This is a genomic window from Natronobacterium haloterrestre (assembly GCF_900112205.1).
Lineage (GTDB): Archaea > Halobacteriota > Halobacteria > Halobacteriales > Natrialbaceae > Natronobacterium > Natronobacterium haloterrestre.
In genome coordinates, this window is the sequence record NZ_FOKW01000005.1 from 37,936 (window position 1) to 53,632 (window position 15,697).

Genomic DNA, 15,697 nt, shown 5'->3' on the forward strand with positions numbered 1-15,697 from the left:
AGTGGTAGTCGATGAGGTGTGTCAGATCCGATTCGCAGTTGGTCGTGTCAGTGTCACGCCGCCATCCCGCCGAACTCTTCTTCGTTGACCAGTGCCCGATACCGCTCCCGGACGGCGTCCCGGACGTGCTCGTTGACAGCCGTCGTCGAACTCACCTGTAGTTCCGTGAAGTGTTCCTCGGCGAGTTCGATCCACTCGGGGAGTGTGCCGGGAAGCTGATCCTGTTCGGCCTTCAGGTCGGTGAGAATCCGCCTGGCGTGATCCTCGGCGACGTCCTCGAAGGGGTCGGTTGCCTCGACCATCTCGCGCCCCTCCTCGAGGCCGAGCCGGTCGACGAGCGTGGCCCGTGTCTCCTCGAGGATCTCGCCGCGGACGCTGCGGGCCTGCGAGAGGACGTCGAACCGGCTCTCGATTTCGTTTTCGACGACCTGGTCGAACTCGCCGACCCGGAGGACGTAGCTCGACTCCTCGAACTCGTTCTCGACTGCCTCCTCGATCTCCTCGGCGAGGTAGCGACCGTACTCGTCGATGGCCTCCTCGACCAGGTACTCCCCGTCGAGGTCGACGATGTACCCCTCGCGGTCGAGGTAACGGATCACGTCCGAGGTCGCGTCGACGTCGATGACGCTCTCGAGGTCGCTGTGTGCGATCTTGCCGTTCGAGGCCTCCCGCTCGAGCCGGGAGTCGAGGCCTACGTCGTCGGCGTGTTCCTTGAGTTGCGGGCCGATGGTGTAGTAGTCGCGTTTCCCAGCGGTGATCCGGCGGAGGTAGTTCCGGTCCGCGAGTTCGTCGGCGAAGAATTCCATGTCGTCGATCGCCAGCGAGAACCGGGAGCGCAGCGTCTCGCCCGTCACGACGAGGCGTTGACCGAACAGGTTGGTCAGCTCTCGGGTGATGTTCATGTTCCCCTTCACGCCGAACGGGTCGACGTAAAAGACGCCGTCCCTGAGCTGTTCGAGATCGACGAACTCGTCGGCGGCCATCTCGGTCAGCGCCTTGCGCATGTCGCTCGAGGACAGCGAGCGCGCGTTCACCAGCCCCACGTCCGCGCTCTCGTAGGCGGACTTGATCTCCCCTTTCTGGTCGGAGACGTAGATAAATCCGTAGTTGTCCTGGGCGATGTCACGACAGACGTCTTCCAGGACGTCGGTATCGACCGGTAAGAGTGTCATTGTAGAGTGAGTTACATTCTCGCATACTAAACCTTGCGCCCGCGATATTCGTTTCTCGGTTCTCAGACCCTATTTCAACCGCTGGTCGGAGAGTTACTGGCCTCGAGTCATCTATCAGAAATAGTTCATTCCGCGCTTCGGTCGCGTCGGGGATCGGTCGTTGCCGTTCGCCCGTAGTCTTTGGTCGCGTCGTGGATCCGTCGCTGCCGTTCGCCCGAGTCTCCGGTCACTCGATTCGCTCGAGGACGCCCTCCCGAAGTGCGGCCGGCGAGTCGACGACGGTGTCGGCCGGCGACCGGTCGATGTCGCCGTGGGCGTCGATCCGGTAGGCGACGACGGACGCGCCCGCTCGCGCACCCGCTGCGATCCCGTTCTCGGAGTCCTCCACGACGACGCAGTCCTCCGCGGCGACCCCGAGTTCGTCGGCCGCGAACTCGAAGACGTCCGGCGCGGGCTTGCTCGCCGCGTCGATGTCGTCGGCGCTGATCACGCGGTCGAACTCGCCCTCGAGGTCGAACCGCTCGAGGACGACGCCGATCCAGTCGTGAGGGGAGGAGGAGACCAGCGCCGTCGACGCGTCGCGGTCGTCCAGTTCCCCGAGCAGGTCGCCGAGGCCGTCCAGCAGCGTGACCCGCTCGCCGTAGATCTCCTCGGCCGTCGCGGCGAACCGGTCGACGAACTCCTCGCGGGTGATCTCGGTCCCGTACTCGTCCTCGAGGTAGTCGTAGATCTCGCGGTAGTTCATCCCGCTGATCTCGGCGAGGTCGACGTCGGCGTGGGGAACGGCGGCGGGGAGGATCTCCTCGCGCTCGAAGCGAACCCAGTAGTCCTCGCTGTCGACGAGGACGCCGTCCATGTCGAACAGTACCGCCCGCATCTACCCGAACACCTCCCCGCGGCGCTCGTGGGCCATCCGTTCGCCGACGGCCTCGGCGACGTCTTCGCCGAACTCCCGTTCGACGATCCACAGCGCGAGGTCGATCCCCGAGGTGACCCCGCCCGCCGAGAGCACGTCGCCGTCGTCGACGACCCGCTCGTCGAGCACGGTGGCGTCGGTCGCCGCGAGGTCGTCGACCGCAACCGGGTGGGTGGCGGCCGGTCGCCCCTCGAGCAGCCCAGCCTCGGAGAGGATCATCGCGCCGGTACAGACCGACGCGACCGTCGCGCCAGCGGTGTACCGTTCGTCGACCGCGTCCGGGAGCGAGCCGTCCTCGACGACCGCCCGGACCCCGCCCTCGCCGGTCCAGCCGCCGCCGGGGACGACGAGGAGGTCCGGTTCGCCGAGCGTTCCCTGTGATTCGACGCCCAACCCGTGGCTCGCGGCCACGATGTCGTCGTCCCCCTCGAGCGTCACGAGTCGGGTCTCGAGATCGGCCCCGAGGTCGGCAGCGTTCTCGAAGACCTCGTAGGGGCCGATCGCGTCGAGTTCGTCGAACCCGTCGAACAGTACGATCTCGGCGGTCGTCTCGCTCATGGTGAACCGATCGCCGGCGGCCGGGAAACGCCTTGCGCCTACGGCAGACGGCGGCCGGCCGACGTTCGGTCGTCGCTCCCCATGGTCCGCCCGGTGCCAGAGCGCGAGGCCTCGAGCCGTCTCGAGGACGGCACGGTTCGCCCGTCGGCCGCCGCCCACGGTCCGGGATGCTCGGAGCGCAAACCCCCACCGTTCATACACGTTCCCCGTCTCGAGCGACGTATGGACGTCGACGACGCCCAACGACAGGTAGCGGAGTTCGTCCAGGAGCACGACCTCGAGACGCCCCCCGAGTTCCGACTGCTCGATCTCGTCTCCGAGATGGGCGAACTCGCCAAGGACGCCAACACGTCGACCGATTACGGCGACGCTCCCGCCGATCTCGACCTCGCCGCCGACGAGGTCGGCGACGCGCTGTTCGCCCTGCTGGCGCTCGCCGACGCCCTCGAGATCGACGCCGAGGCGGCGCTCGCGGAAGCGCTCGAGAAGTACGAGGCGCGGATGGCGACCGGCGCCGAGGAGTCGCCGGGCTCCGGAGAGTAGCGAGGAGGAGCGTCAGGGACGGACGTTCGCGCCGTCCTCGAGATCGAGCACCGTCGCCGCCGCCTCGCCGACCGGCTCGAGGACCGATTCCGGCGCGTAGACGCCGAGCCGCCAGATCTCCCGCGCGCAGGCGTCCAGTCCCGCCACGAGCGACGAACGTTCCTCGAGCCGGCGGAGATCGCCGTCGACGACGATCCGTGCCCGCGATTCCGGCGAACTCGGCTCGCCGGGGCTGTCCAGGACGACCGCCTCGGGATCGACGCCCGCGATCTCGGCGATCTCCCGCTCGAGGGCGCGCGTGCGGTCGTAGTCGAGCCCCCGGAACCCGGCGGGCACCGCGTCGCGGCGCGCCCAGATCGCCCGCTTGTAGAGGTCGCGGTCGCGGATGCGGTCGGCGAACGCGGCCGTCCCGTCGTACTCCGCGAGCGTCGCCAGCAGGTCGGCGTCGGTCAGGCGCGCGAACGACTCGGGATCGACGACGCCGTCGGCGAGGAGTCGCTCGCTCGCCCGGTCGAGCATCGCCCCAGCGATCCGGGAGACGTGGTGCCGGTAGACCGTCGCGTTCATCAGCGTCCGGGCGATCAGCGCGCTCTCGGCCGTCGCGACGTTGCCCTCCTCGAGGGCCAGTTCGCCGTCGACGACCTCGAGGGCGTACAGCAGCCGCGCGTGATCGATCGTCCCGTAGGGAACGCCCGTGTGGTGGGCGTCCCGCACCAGGTAGTCCATCCGATCGACGTCCAGCGTGCCGGCGACGAGTTCCCCCAGCGGGCCGCGGCCGTCGACCGTCGCGGCGACGGCCCCGGGCTCGAGCCCGTGGTCCTCGAGGACGCGCCCGAGGTCCGTCGACTCGAGCAGCCACTCGATCTCGTCGTGGTGACGGCCGAGATGGCGCTCGATGGCGGCCTCGGTCTGGTGACCGAACGGGCCGTGGCCGACGTCGTGGACGAGCGCGGCGATCCGGAGCCGGCGGTCGATGTCGTCCTCGATCGGCAGCCGCTCGACGGCCTCCGAGGCGAGGTGATAGACGCCGAGACTGTGCTCGAACCGGGTGTGGTTCGCGGAGGGATAGACGAGCTGGACCGTACTCAACTGGCGGACGTACCGGAGCCGCTGCATCGGCGCGGTATCGAGCAGCGCCTCCGCGGCTGGCTCGAGTTCGATGTAGTCGTGGACGCTGTCCTTGATGACGGTCATTGCGGCACACTCGTCGCGGAGGTCGTATAGACGCGGTGGTTCCCGATCGGTCCCGTCGGGGCCGGAACGGAGCGAGGTGGGATCGACGCGCCGCTACAGTACCGCCCGATCGATCTGGCGATACGTCTCCTCGAGCGACCCCGAGTTGTCGATCTCGACGTGGTCGCGCTCGAGCGGATCGAACGTCTCGCGCAACTGGAGGTGTTGCTCGAACTGGGCGTCACTGACGGCGTTCGTGCGGTCCTCGAGCCGTTCCCGGACGACCTCGAGATCGCACGTCACCCGGACGAAGGCCCGAGCGGCCTCGACCGTCCGCGCGATCTCGGCCGCGCGGTCGCGGTACGGCCTCGACTGGAACGTCGCATCGAGGACGACGTTGCGGCCCGACTCGAGGTCCGAACGGGCACGCTCGAGGAGTTCGGCATAGGTGGCGTCCGTCTCCTCGGAGGAGTAACTCGGTTCCGGGAACAGTTCCTTTCGGACCTCGTCGCTCCGGTAGCGGTTGGCCGGGAGCCGCTCGGCGGTGTAGGCCGAGGCAGCCGATTTACCCACGCCCGGCAGCCCGCAGTAGACGATCAGCGATGGACGGGACACAGGGTCCTATCGACGGTACTGGTACTAAATCCGAACGGATTCCGACGCCCGGTATCGGCTCCGTTCCAATCGAATTCTCGAGAGACGAAGCCCGGCGGACGAGTCTGTAACGACGACGCGACGGGGGAGCGAACACGGATCGGTTTCGGTCGTCCGCCGATCGGACGCGTTCGGGGATGTCGTCGGTCTCGGATAGAGGAGACATAGAGAATACGTTCGTCACCTAATGTAACAATCGGAAGAATACGGCTACATAACACAAACTTCCCAATTTCATTAGCAGTGTTCGAAAGGAATAGTTCAGCAAGATGCAGTCGAATACCGAGGCCCATCAGCTCCCTCGGTGTCCGTTCGCGCTCCACAAAACTCGACCCAATACTGCCGATACAGTCACTGAAGCGGCCGGTTTCGGCATGAACCGGCCGAAGTTCCTCCCGCCTCACTTTTCAGTCTTCCCTAAACGCGATCGATCGAGGGGCGAGTTGTAGGCTAGTCCCGTTTCTTCGTCGTCAGACCGAGCCACTTGTTCGGGTCGAAGAGGTCGCGGACGGCCTCCGTGAAGCTCTTCCCGGAGTGCTCGCCGGGGCGGAGCCGGGCGCGAATCCGCGACGACACGAGTTCGATGCCGAGCACGACGATGAAGACCATAATGAGGCCGGCCGCGGTCTGCCGGAACTGGAAGAGGTCCTGACTGTTCCGGATCATATATCCGAGGCCGCCGGCGCCAACGACGCCCAGGGAGATGGCGATCCTGGTATTGATCTCGAGGATGTACAGCGTCCACGCGATGAACGACCGCGAGACCTGACTGAGCATCCCGAAGCTGACCGTCTGCGTGCCCGAGGCGCCGGTCGACCGGATCGCCTCGATCGGGCCTTCCTCGATCTCCTCGAGGTCGTCGGTGAACAGGCGGCCGAGGTTTCCGATGCTGTCGGTTGCGATCGCCAGCACCGCGGTGACCTGACCGGGCGGGCCGATGGGGATGTACAGGAAGATCCAGACGATCGCGGGGATCGCGCGGATGGCGCTTAGGGTGCCGCGGAAGATGAAATTGAACGGGAACGGCATGACGCGCTCGCTGCCGAGCACGCCGAGAACGAGCGCGAACGGGAACGCCATCACGGTCCCCATGAAGCCGAGTAGCAGCGTCACGAGGCTGGCCTTCACGAGCGACTGCCGGGACGAACCGAGGCTGTCGATGATCGGCTGCCCGAAGTCGCGGAAGCTCGCCGGAATCGCTCGCAGGCCCGTGATTTCGTTGTCCTTCGTGTAAACGGTGAAGTTCTGGAAGTCCGGTGGGAAGAACCCCTCCCGGATGAAATCGTACATCTTGGGGAACCGCCGCGCGACGACTTCCGCCTGGAACCCGATGAAGCCCAGCCCCCAGTAGGTGACACCGAGGACGGCGGCGACGAGCGTCACCCAGAGCACGTACTTCAGGTGGCGGACGCGCCGCAGTTCTTGGAGTTTCTCGCGAACCTCGGGGCCGGTCGACTCCTGAGTCACGCGCCGTCACCTCCGCCCGCCGCTGCGCTCGCGTCAGCGGCCCCGGACTGTACGGTGTCCGTACCGGTCGGGTCCGTCGAGAGGTTGTCGCCGGTGGCGTCCTCGCCGTAGTAGATTTCGTCCATCCGCTCCATCGTGAGGTCGTCGGCGTCGCCGTCGAAGATGACTTCGCCGTCGCGGATGCCGAGGAATCGGTCGCCGAACTCGCGGGCGATGTTTACCTGGTGGAGGCTCGTGACCGTGGTGAGGTCCTGTTTGTCGGCGGCCTTCTTCAGGTAGCGCATTACGTCGCGGGCGGCCTTCGGGTCGAGGCTGGCGACGGGTTCGTCCGCGAGCAGAATCCCGGGTTCCTGGACGAGCGCGCGAGCGATGCCGACGCGCTGCTTCTGGCCGCCGCTCATGGACTCGGCGCGCTGCCCGGCCTCTTCCAGGAGGCCGACGGTCTGGAGGGCTTCCAGCGCGTTTTTCTTGTCGTACTCGGAGTGGAGGCCGAGCGCGCTCCGCAGCAGGCCGTTCCGGGAGAGCGCGCCGGAGAGGGCGTTCCCGAACGCGGTCTTGCTCTCCAGGAGGTAATGCTCCTGGAACACCATGCCGACGTCGCTCCGGTTGCCCTTGATCTCGTCGCCGCCGATAGTGACCGTTCCCTCACTCGGCTGCGTGAGCCCGTTCAGCACGCGCAGCATCGTGGACTTGCCGGCACCCGACGGCCCCAGTAGGATGACGAACTCCCCTTCCGGAATCGTAAACGACACGTCGTCGAGTGCGACCGTGTCCTCGTCGTATATCTTGCTGACGTTTTCGAACTCGATCTTTGGCATGAGTTGGGTCCTTGGATAGATAGGGATTCAGCCGCCGGAAAAGCGGCCCGAACTGTCGTCACAGGCGTCGTGACCGCCTCACTCGAAGATGTCAGTCCCGACGCCGAGTTCGTCAGCGACGTCGATGACGGACTGGTACTCTTCCTGGCCGGCTTCGCGGACGTCAGAGAACCAGAGGTCGTCGTCGGTGCCTTCCTCGCCGTCCTGGCCGTGGTAGATGCTGTCCGGGCCCTCGAGGAACGCGTTCTGGATCGCGGTCTTCTCCTCCTCGCTGAGCTCAGGGGAGACCACGATAGGCGCGCGCGGCAGGCCAGTGTCCTCGTGAAGCGTCGTCGCGACCTCCTGGAACTCATCGGGGGACGGGCCGGTGCTCGTGTCACGCACGAACCCGCCCATCGCGGCGGCGTCGACCTGGCCCTGTTCGAGGAGCGTGTACGAACTGACGTGCCCGCCGGCGAAGCGCGCGTCGAACTCCGCCTGCGATCCGTTGCCGTCGGGGAGTTCGCCGATGTCGAGGCCGCCATCCGCGGACATGCTGTACAGCGGGTAGAGCGCGCCACTGGTGGACAGCTGGTCGGAGAACGCGACTGTCTTCCCGGAGAGGTCCGAGAGTTCCGTGATGTCGCTGTCGTTGGACACGGCGATGATGCTGCTGTACTCCCAGCTTCCGTAGCCGTACCGCTGGAGGATGATTTCGGCGTTGCCGGTCATGACGCCGAGGCCGGCCGCGAACGGCCCGGTCTCGGCAACGTCCGTCGTCCCCTGGCCGAGGGACTGGATGACGGCGCTGTAGTTGCTGCCGATGTTCCCGGAGACCTCGAGACCGTCGGAGGTCTCGTAGTTCTCCGTGGCGTAGGTGCCGATATGGTCGAGCAGGGGAGCGTACTGGACTTCGAGGTCTTCCTGAGGGACGGACGGCGAGATACCGACGTCTATGGTTCCGTCGCCGCCGAACGCCAGTTCGTCGGCGGAATCGGTGGTCTGGTCGCCGGAATCCGTCATATCGTCCCCGTCGGACTCCGTCGTCTCGTCACCGTCTTCGTCGCCGCCGCCGGTGCAGCCGGCGAGGCCTGCGATACTTGTCGCACCTGCGAGCGTGAGGAATTTGCGTCGTCCCGCCATGAGGAATTCGTTTGTGAATACGAGAGATAGTTGAAAAGTGTTCCCATTCAACTATATAGAGCAGTACACAGGTCTACGGAATGAACCGACGAGGACCCGATGGGACTCTGGGAGCTCATCACCGGCATCCCCCAGCCCCTCGTCGAGTCGCCGTCGAAGTAGTCGGTCGCCACGACCGATCCGACTATCTCCGATTTTCCGGTTCCGTACCGATCAGCCGACTAGCAGTCCGTCGCCGAGTTCGTCGGAGTCGGACGGAGTCCGGACGGGCGATGGAATCAGCGAAAGCCGACCGCGACGCGATGTCGCCCGCGTCCGACCGCGAGTTTAAATACGAACCCGCGGCCACCGATCCTATGATCGACGACGCGATCCGCGTCCTCGCGGGCGACTGTACCGTCATCACGGAAGGCACCGACCGCCAGGAGTACCGCGGCCGCATGACGACGGTCGTCAAGCCCGACAACACCGTGCTGGTCCACGACATCGACGGCTACCAGCCCGTCGCGTGGCTGACCCGCGCCGACAGCGTCTCGAGCGACCGCGCGGACGGCTTCACCCTCGTCGCGAAGAAGGACACGCAGACGCTCCGGATCGCGGCCCACGATCAGGACGGATTCGCCCACTATCCCGCCTCGGTTGCGGGCCCGGTCGTAGGCACCTGCCCCGACTGCGGGGGCGCACTCGTCCGCTCGAACGGCGTCCACTGCGTCGACTGCGGCGATCACTACGGCGTGCCCACGGACGCGACGATCCGGGGGGACGCGAGCAACTGCGACTGCGGGCTCCCGCGGATGCGCGTCGAACGGGGGCTCGCGTTCGACGTCTGTCTCGACCGGGACTGCGAGTCGCTGGACGAGGCGGTCTCCGAAGCGTTCGACCGCGAGTGGAACTGCCCCGAGCCCGACTGTGACGGTGACCTCCGGATCCTCCGACGCGGCGGACTCATCGCCGGCTGCGAGCACTACCCCGACTGCGACACCGGGTTCGCGATGCCCGCGGGCGTGATCGACGGACAGTGTCGCTGTGGCCTGCCGACCTTCGATACGGGCAGCGGGACGCGGTGTCTCGACGCCACCTGCGATCCGATCGGGGAGCGGTCGCCCGAGCAGGCGACCGGGGACGATTGACCGGCGGCGGCCGCGAGCGAGCGATCCACAGCCACTTAGTGTCCGACGGCCAACGCCCGGACATGGAACTCGAGGGGCGGTTCGACGAGGCCGCGGGCGTCGTCACCGTGGGGAGCGACGCACGCCAACGGTATCACGACTCGCGGGGGTACGGGTATCCACTCCCCGACGGGAACGGAAGCAACGAGATCGCCCTCTCGCCGGTCGAGGCGGCACACCTCCTCTATCGGGGCGACCTCGCGGCCGTCGTCCACGAGGAGACGGGCGAACGGCTCGACTTCCAGGCGTTCGTCGCCCGCGAACCGGGCGACGACTTCGGCGTGCGCTTCCTGGTCTACGCCGACCTCCGCGAACGAGGGTTTTACCTCTCGCCCGCCGCGGAGCCGTGGATCGACGACCCGCCCGCCGGCCCGGTCGACTTCGCGGTCTTCCCCCGCGGCAAGGGCCCCGGCGACGGCGAGATCGCCTACGCGCTGCGGGTGATCGGCGAGCGGACCGACGTGCCCGCGGGCGACCTCGCGCCGGGCGTCCTCGCGGTCGTCGACGAGGAGAGCGAGATCACGTACTTCGACGTCGATCGCCGGGACCCGACCGGGGGTTCCGACTCGGCGGACGTCCTCCCCGACAGTCCCTGCGAGGCCGACCTGCTCGAGGACCGAGTCGTCGTCTGGGACCCCCCGGTCGACCTCTACGAGCGGGCGTTCTACGGCCAGCCACTCGAGGGCCGGGAGTACGACGAGCCGACCCTGCAGTGCTCGCTGCTCGAGGCGGCCGCCCTCGCCGAGCGGGGGGCGATCGACCTCGAGCCGTCGACGGTCCGCGGGCGGGGACGTGAGGTCGAGGGCGAGCGGTTCGACCGCCGGCTGGCGGTCTACACGGCCCTGCGGGAGCGAGGCGTCGTCCCGAAGACCGGCTACAAGTTCGGCGCGGACTTCCGAACCTACGCGGACGTGGAGTCGGTCGACGACCTGGGTCACTCCGAGTTGCTGATCCGGGTTCATCCCGCCGACTACGTCTTCGAGCCCCGTGACCTGGCGCTCGACGTCCGACTCGCCCACGGGGTTCGCAAGACGATGGTGTTCGCGCTGGTCGACGACGAGGGCGACGACGCCGACGACGCCGACGACGCCGACGTCGAGTGGTGGTCCCTCGAGCGATTAACACCGTAACGCGACCGACGGTCTCGAGGTCGACACCGTCGGCGGCCGCGAACGGAACTGTGAAACCCTCCCCATGTGATAGGTCCGGATATGCAACTCGAGGTGATCGGCGTCGGCGGCGCGGGGTGTCGGATCGCCGACGCGATTCTGGCGGCCGAGCCGGCGGATCACCGGTTCGTGGGCGACGCGTTCGCGTTCGACACCGATACGGACGGGCTGGCGGCGCTCGAGGCGATTCCCGAGTCGAACCGGCACCGGTACGGCGAGACGATCCGGAACGGGCTCAACGGGAACCTCCAGCGCGGGTTCGAAGTGGGTGACGCGTCGGTCGACGAACTCAGTCGGCACTTAGACGACGGACGGCCCTCGATCGCGGACGCCTTCCTCGTGGTCCTGGGACTCGGAGGCGCGACCGGCGGGGGAACGGCGCCGGAACTCGTCGCGACGCTCCGGGCGGTGTACGACAAGCCGGTCTACGTCCTCGCGACGGTACCGGCCGAGCGCGAACTCGAGCCGCCGGAGGATCCCCTGGTCGAGGGGGTCGTACCGGAGTCCGAGGCGGGGACCGAAGATGCGGACGAGCCCGAGGACACGGACGACCACACCCGCCCGCTCGCGGAAGAAAACGCCGCCCGAACGCTCGAACGGCTCGACGGCCTCGCGAGCGCGGTGCTGTGTTTCGACAACGAGGCCTGGCTCCGCACCGGCGAGCGTCTTGCGGAGGGGCGCGACCGGCTCAACCGCGACCTCGCGACCCGGGTCGCGGCGTTTTTCTCCGCCGGAGCCGCGAGCGAGAGCGACGGCGAGGTCGCCGAAACCGTGATCGACGCAAGCGACGTGGCACGGGTCCTCGACGGGGGCGAGGACACCCTCGTCGCGACGCTTGGGTACGGCGAACAGGAGGTCGAGTCCGACGACGGCGGCTCCCGGTTCGGGCTCGGCCTGTTCTCGACGGAGTCGAACGTCGACACCGCATCGGCGGTCAGCGCCGTGGAAACGACGATCAGCAAGGCGCTCAACGGGAAGCTTACCCTCGAGTGCGACCGCGAGAACGCCGACGCCACGATGGTGATCGTCGGCGGGCCGCCAGCCTGGCTCAACCGGACGGCGATCTCCGACGGCCGACGAACGGTGCAGTCGAGGACCGGGTCGCGGGAGTTGCTCGGCGGCGACGCACCGCGGCCGAACGGTGACCGCGTGTTCGCGACGATCCTGTTTGCCGGCGTCGAACCGGTCGAGCGCCTCGAGGCGATCCGGGAGACGGCCCGGTAACGGCACGGGTTTCGGGACGGTATTCTTCCCTTTCGTGCTCGAGCAGCCGCCGATTCGGCAGGTCGGGCGCGCGGTGGACGGGAAGCCGGCCCGAAGGCGAAGGCTTTTGCGCGCCGGAGCGCCAAACCGAGGATAATGAGCGGAGACGATCCACGCGAGGAGGCCCCGGAAACCGCCGGGATCACTGGAAGCGAATCGGGTGAACCGTTGCCGGACGGCGGCGCTGCTGGAGCCGACGACGTCGCGCTCGACCCGTGGGGTTCCTCGACCGTCTCCGACTACCGCAAACTGTTCGAGGAGTTCGGCATCGAGGAGTTCGACGAGATCTTAGAGGAGGTACCCAACCCCCACTACCTGATGCGACGGGGAGTCATCTTCGGCCACCGCGACTACCGGCCCGTGGCCGAGGCGATGCAAAACGACGAACCTGCGGCCGTCCTCTCCGGGTTCATGCCGACCGGCGACCCGCACATCGGCCACAAACTCGTCTTCGACGAGATCATCTGGCACCAGCAGCAGGGGGCCGACGCCTACGCGCTGATCGCGGACCTCGAGGCCAACGCGGCCCGCGGGATGACCTGGGAAGAGATCGACGAACACGCCCGTGACTACCTCCTCTCGCTGCTGGCGCTCGGCTTCGACCCCGAGGAGGGAACCCTCTACCGGCAGTCCGCGAACCGCGAACTGCAGGACCTGGCCTTCGACCTCGGCGCGGAGGCGAACTTCTCTGAGTTCCAGTCGATCTACGGCTTCGACGGCGAGACCGACGTCTCGCACATGCAGTCGGTCGTCACCCAGATGGCCGACATCCTCTACCCGCAACTCGAGGAGCCCAAGCCGACGGTGATCCCGGTCGGGCCCGATCAGGACCCCCACGTCCGGCTCGCCCGGGACCTCGCCGAGCGGATGCGCTTTTTCAAGGTCTCGGAGGCCTACGCCAGCTTCGAACTCGAGCCCGAGGAACGGGACCTCGTCGCCGACTTCCACGAGCGGCTCGATCCCGCGGACTTCGACGACGACACCCTGCGATGTACGCACGTCGCCGAGGCCCTCGAAGAGACGCCCCTCGAGGACCTCGCCGTCGACGCGGCCACCCTCGACTCGGTGCTGACGAAACTCGAGGAGGGTGGGATGGAGCCGCTTCGGCCGCGCACTCGCTTTTTCGACCGGCGCGCGACCGAGGAGGCCTTCGAGGCGCTGATCGACGCGATCGACGGCGAGAAGCGGGTCTACGAGAACCACGTCGACGCCTTCGAGATCGACCGTGACGAGGCCGAGGAACTGGCCCGCGAGGTCGAGGTCGAGAACGGCGGCTACGGCTTCCGGCCGCCGTCCTCGATCTATCACCGGTTCATGACGGGGCTGACCGGCGGCAAGATGTCCTCCTCCGTCCCCGCCTCACACATCTCCCTGCTCGACGACCCCGAAGACGGCTACAGCAAGGTGAAGGCCGCGACCACGGGCGGCCGCGAGACCGCCGAGAAACAGCGCGAGAAGGGCGGCCGCGCGGACGAGTGTCCAGTCTACGAGCTGTACGCCTACCTGCTGTCCGGCGACGACGACGAGTTCGCCAAGCGCGTCTACGACGAGTGCGTCGGCGGCGAGCGACTCTGTGGCGACTGCAAGGAGCAGGCGGCACAGCTGATGAAGGAATTCCTCGAGGAACACCAGGAGAAACGCGAGGAGGTCGAGGAACTGCTCGAGGAAACCGACATCGAACTCGAGTCGCCCCGGCGTCGCTGACCGGTTCATACGGACTGCTGTACGTCAGTTCCGACGCGGCCGTGACCCGTCCCGTCCTGCGGTCGCGCCGGTACATCGGGACAGGGATCCGTATCAGCCGTCGTCACCGACTCGCTGACACCGCTCGACCCATAGTTCTCGATACGCCCGGGGACCGACGACCCGGCCGTGGAGGTCGTCGACCGTCTCGACTCCTGCATCGCGACACCACTCGATACACCGCCGGTACACCTCGAAGTCGTACGTCTCGCGGACCGACGGGTCGCGTTCGACCCGGATCGCGTCCGCGCCCGCGAGCGAAGCCGCGAACGCTCGGGTGTGTCCGTCCGCGAGATACCACTCGCCACCGTGTTCGAAGGCCGGGAGCGGCTCGTACTCCGGCTCGTCGAACTCGAACCACTCGAGCACGCCGGCGAGTTTCTCGCTCGAGAGATACAGCTGGGTGGGGCGAACCTCGGCACGGGGCAGGCACCGCGTCATGGGCGTTCCGAATCGGCTCCGGAGACGTCATAAAGCTACGGTCGGATTCGCGACCCAGCGTCTGACGAACTTATATTGGACGGGTCGTGGTTGTCCAGGGTGATGGCTGGCCCTCCTTCCGACGACGACGGCGACGCCACCGCCGACGACCTCCTCGCGGCCGACGTGCTCGGCGCGTTCGGCGTCAGGCCCGCCGACGTCGAGCGTCGTGCAGGCAACGGAACCGGCGAACCCGGAACGGCCGACTCCCTCGAGGCCGCCCTCGCCGACGTCCTCTCGGACGGCCGTGACCGCACGGCCGTCCTGCGGGAGGTTATCGCACGCAGCGCCCGCGGAATCAACTGCTCGGCGCGGTACCCCCGCGAGACGCTCGCGGCCGAGTTGACCCGCGTCTTCGAATCGATCGGCTGGTCGTTCGACTTAGAGCGGGCGATCACGGCCGGCCCGCGGGTGCGCCTGGAACTGCGGGCGGCCGACCTCGACGGCCGCCGGCGAGAGGCCTCCTTCGAGTACCCGGACACGCCCCTGGGGACGGACAACCTGCCCGCCGTCCTGTGGGCGATCGAGGAATCGCTGCTGGCCGGCACCGACGCACGGTTCGTCCTGCTCTCCGACGGCGTCGACCGCTGGCGGGCCGCGCTGGTCGACGGCCGCGAACTCGAGTCCCTCCGGGAGCGGTACGGCCCGCGGATCGAACCGTTCGACCGGCCGTTGCTCCCGGAGGACGGTCTTCGACTCGAGGCCTACGTTCCCGACGCCGGGGACGAATCGGCGGAGGGCGCGAGCGTGAACGCGAACGGTGACGGCCCCTGGCCCGGCTGGGCCGCCGACCGCGAACGGAACGCGAGCACGCCACCGACCGAGGACGGGACGTCGTTGATCGAGGAGGCCGAAGCCGGGTCGACCCGGACCCAGAACCGGAGCACGGAGGACTCGGACGCGACCTCGAGGGGGACCGACGGGTTCGAACTGCGCGGGTCGCCCTCCGTCTCGCGCGTGAGCGGGGACGACGGAAGCGACGACGAGGCCCGGTGCGAGGGCGGAGTCGAGGGGGCGGATCGGGAATCGGAGGCCGCCCGGGATAGCGAGGAAGGTGAAGCCGACTCGAGCGAAGGGAACCCCGAATTCGGCTCGCTCTCCGGAACCGTCGATACCGCGCGGGTCTCGAACGACGCCTTCGGCAGCGACGTCGAGTGGGAGACGGAGAACGACCGTTATCGGGCGCTCGGGGCCGCGCTGGGCGCCGGCGGCGACGTCTCCGTGCGGGGGCTGCTCGAGGACGACGACTTCCTCCCGGAACTCCCGGCCGCCGAACCGGACGAGACCCGCATCGAGTTCGCCGAGGAGTTCGACCCCGGTGCGGTTCGCCGGGCCGAAGCCGCCGCCGAACAGTCCGGTTTCGTCTGGGTCGATTCGGGCTCGCTCGAGACGACGCGGCTGTCGAACGGATAGTGCGGGTCCGACGCCGGGGCTACGGACCGTGCCACCG

15 protein-coding genes and 1 pseudogene are annotated in these 15,697 nt (G+C 67.7%); 6 read left to right on the forward strand and 10 right to left on the reverse strand.

What is annotated here, in order from left to right; translation table 11 throughout:
• Positions 1 to 53: 53 nt before the first annotated feature.
• The 3 genes from BM113_RS10895 to BM113_RS10905 form a co-directional block, all read right to left on the reverse strand.
• Positions 54 to 1,172 carry a hypothetical protein gene (locus tag BM113_RS10895; RefSeq protein WP_089787936.1) on the reverse strand — a complete coding sequence of 373 codons (1,119 nt, stop codon included), beginning with the start codon at positions 1,170 to 1,172 and terminating at the stop codon, positions 54 to 56.
• 226 nt (positions 1,173 to 1,398) lie between these two features.
• Positions 1,399 to 2,049 carry an HAD family hydrolase gene (locus BM113_RS10900; RefSeq protein ID WP_089787938.1) on the reverse strand — a complete coding sequence of 217 codons (651 nt, stop codon included), beginning with the start codon at positions 2,047 to 2,049 and terminating at the stop codon, positions 1,399 to 1,401.
• Complete coding sequence (locus tag BM113_RS10905; protein ID WP_089787940.1) at positions 2,050 to 2,646, reverse strand: DJ-1/PfpI family protein; 597 nt, start codon at positions 2,644 to 2,646, stop codon at positions 2,050 to 2,052. It abuts the gene before it with no gap.
• A gap of 222 nt (positions 2,647 to 2,868) precedes the next feature.
• On the opposite strand from BM113_RS10905, the gene BM113_RS10910 reads away from it, so the two are divergent.
• Positions 2,869 to 3,189, forward strand: coding sequence for a MazG-like family protein (locus tag BM113_RS10910; RefSeq protein WP_089787942.1), 321 nt, complete (start codon positions 2,869 to 2,871; stop codon positions 3,187 to 3,189).
• Between the two features lie 12 nt (positions 3,190 to 3,201).
• Here the strand turns inward: BM113_RS10910 and BM113_RS10915 are convergent, their stop codons facing one another.
• The 6 genes and pseudogenes from BM113_RS10915 to phnD all read right to left on the reverse strand — a co-directional run bounded on the left by BM113_RS10915 (position 3,202) and on the right by phnD (position 8,423).
• On the reverse strand, positions 3,202 to 4,383 hold the full coding sequence (locus tag BM113_RS10915) for an HD domain-containing protein (protein ID WP_089787943.1): 1,182 nt from the start codon (positions 4,381 to 4,383) through the stop codon (positions 3,202 to 3,204).
• 93 nt (positions 4,384 to 4,476) lie between these two features.
• The gene (locus BM113_RS10920; protein WP_089787945.1) at positions 4,477 to 4,977 is read right to left on the reverse strand and encodes a P-loop nucleotide/nucleoside kinase family protein; all 501 of its coding nucleotides are present in this window, start codon (positions 4,975 to 4,977) and stop codon (positions 4,477 to 4,479) included.
• Between the two features lie 260 nt (positions 4,978 to 5,237).
• Positions 5,238 to 5,363, reverse strand: a pseudogene (locus BM113_RS10925) (IS6 family transposase); the annotation flags it as partial.
• Between the two features lie 103 nt (positions 5,364 to 5,466).
• A complete protein-coding gene (gene phnE, locus BM113_RS10930) occupies positions 5,467 to 6,483 on the reverse strand; it encodes a phosphonate ABC transporter, permease protein PhnE (protein ID WP_089787947.1) in 1,017 nt (338 codons plus the stop codon).
• A complete protein-coding gene (locus tag BM113_RS10935) occupies positions 6,480 to 7,301 on the reverse strand; it encodes a phosphonate ABC transporter ATP-binding protein (protein WP_089787949.1) in 822 nt (273 codons plus the stop codon). Before BM113_RS10935 ends, phnE begins: the two co-directional genes overlap by 4 nt.
• A 78-nt stretch (positions 7,302 to 7,379) precedes the next feature.
• Positions 7,380 to 8,423, reverse strand: a complete 1,044-nt coding sequence (gene phnD, locus BM113_RS10940; RefSeq protein ID WP_089787951.1) for a phosphate/phosphite/phosphonate ABC transporter substrate-binding protein — start codon at positions 8,421 to 8,423, stop codon at positions 7,380 to 7,382.
• A gap of 356 nt (positions 8,424 to 8,779) precedes the next feature.
• Between phnD and BM113_RS10945 the strand changes: the two genes are divergently transcribed.
• The 4 genes from BM113_RS10945 to BM113_RS10960 all read left to right on the forward strand — a co-directional run bounded on the left by BM113_RS10945 (position 8,780) and on the right by BM113_RS10960 (position 13,728).
• Complete coding sequence (locus tag BM113_RS10945) at positions 8,780 to 9,553, forward strand: endonuclease NucS domain-containing protein (protein WP_089788346.1); 774 nt, start codon at positions 8,780 to 8,782, stop codon at positions 9,551 to 9,553.
• A 62-nt stretch (positions 9,554 to 9,615) separates the two neighbouring features.
• On the forward strand, positions 9,616 to 10,722 hold the full coding sequence (endA, locus tag BM113_RS10950) for a tRNA-intron lyase (RefSeq protein ID WP_089787953.1): 1,107 nt from the start codon (positions 9,616 to 9,618) through the stop codon (positions 10,720 to 10,722).
• 81 nt (positions 10,723 to 10,803) lie between these two features.
• Positions 10,804 to 11,985 carry a tubulin/FtsZ family protein gene (locus BM113_RS10955; RefSeq protein WP_089787955.1) on the forward strand — a complete coding sequence of 394 codons (1,182 nt, stop codon included), beginning with the start codon at positions 10,804 to 10,806 and terminating at the stop codon, positions 11,983 to 11,985.
• Between the two features lie 135 nt (positions 11,986 to 12,120).
• Positions 12,121 to 13,728 (forward strand): tryptophan--tRNA ligase, encoded by a 1,608-nt coding sequence (locus BM113_RS10960; RefSeq protein WP_089787957.1) that lies wholly within the window; start codon positions 12,121 to 12,123, stop codon positions 13,726 to 13,728.
• 93 nt (positions 13,729 to 13,821) lie between these two features.
• Here BM113_RS10960 and BM113_RS10965 read toward each other — a convergent pair whose 3' ends face one another.
• Positions 13,822 to 14,208 (reverse strand): histone acetyltransferase, encoded by a 387-nt coding sequence (locus BM113_RS10965; RefSeq protein ID WP_089787959.1) that lies wholly within the window; start codon positions 14,206 to 14,208, stop codon positions 13,822 to 13,824.
• Between the two features lie 102 nt (positions 14,209 to 14,310).
• On the opposite strand from BM113_RS10965, the gene BM113_RS10970 reads away from it, so the two are divergent.
• Positions 14,311 to 15,660 carry a hypothetical protein gene (locus tag BM113_RS10970; protein ID WP_089787961.1) on the forward strand — a complete coding sequence of 450 codons (1,350 nt, stop codon included), beginning with the start codon at positions 14,311 to 14,313 and terminating at the stop codon, positions 15,658 to 15,660.
• Positions 15,661 to 15,697 lie beyond the last annotated feature (37 nt).

What these genes read in the sequence shown, in the direction of transcription:
- BM113_RS10895 (WP_089787936.1), bottom strand. Translation starts at nt 1,172, where the DNA reads ATGACACTCTTACCGGTCGATACCGACGTCCTGGAAGACGTCTGTCGT.
- BM113_RS10900 (WP_089787938.1), bottom strand. Translation starts at nt 2,049, where the DNA reads ATGCGGGCGGTACTGTTCGACATGGACGGCGTCCTCGTCGACAGCGAG.
- BM113_RS10905 (WP_089787940.1), bottom strand. Translation starts at nt 2,646, where the DNA reads ATGAGCGAGACGACCGCCGAGATCGTACTGTTCGACGGGTTCGACGAA.
- BM113_RS10910 (WP_089787942.1), top strand. Translation starts at nt 2,869, where the DNA reads ATGGACGTCGACGACGCCCAACGACAGGTAGCGGAGTTCGTCCAGGAG.
- BM113_RS10915 (WP_089787943.1), bottom strand. Translation starts at nt 4,383, where the DNA reads ATGACCGTCATCAAGGACAGCGTCCACGACTACATCGAACTCGAGCCA.
- BM113_RS10935 (WP_089787949.1), bottom strand. Translation starts at nt 7,301, where the DNA reads ATGCCAAAGATCGAGTTCGAAAACGTCAGCAAGATATACGACGAGGAC.
- phnD (WP_089787951.1), bottom strand. Translation starts at nt 8,423, where the DNA reads ATGGCGGGACGACGCAAATTCCTCACGCTCGCAGGTGCGACAAGTATC.
- BM113_RS10945 (WP_089788346.1), top strand. Translation starts at nt 8,780, where the DNA reads ATGATCGACGACGCGATCCGCGTCCTCGCGGGCGACTGTACCGTCATC.
- endA (WP_089787953.1), top strand. Translation starts at nt 9,616, where the DNA reads ATGGAACTCGAGGGGCGGTTCGACGAGGCCGCGGGCGTCGTCACCGTG.
- BM113_RS10955 (WP_089787955.1), top strand. Translation starts at nt 10,804, where the DNA reads ATGCAACTCGAGGTGATCGGCGTCGGCGGCGCGGGGTGTCGGATCGCC.
- BM113_RS10960 (WP_089787957.1), top strand. Translation starts at nt 12,121, where the DNA reads ATGAGCGGAGACGATCCACGCGAGGAGGCCCCGGAAACCGCCGGGATC.
- BM113_RS10965 (WP_089787959.1), bottom strand. Translation starts at nt 14,208, where the DNA reads ATGACGCGGTGCCTGCCCCGTGCCGAGGTTCGCCCCACCCAGCTGTAT.
- BM113_RS10970 (WP_089787961.1), top strand. Translation starts at nt 14,311, where the DNA reads ATGGCTGGCCCTCCTTCCGACGACGACGGCGACGCCACCGCCGACGAC.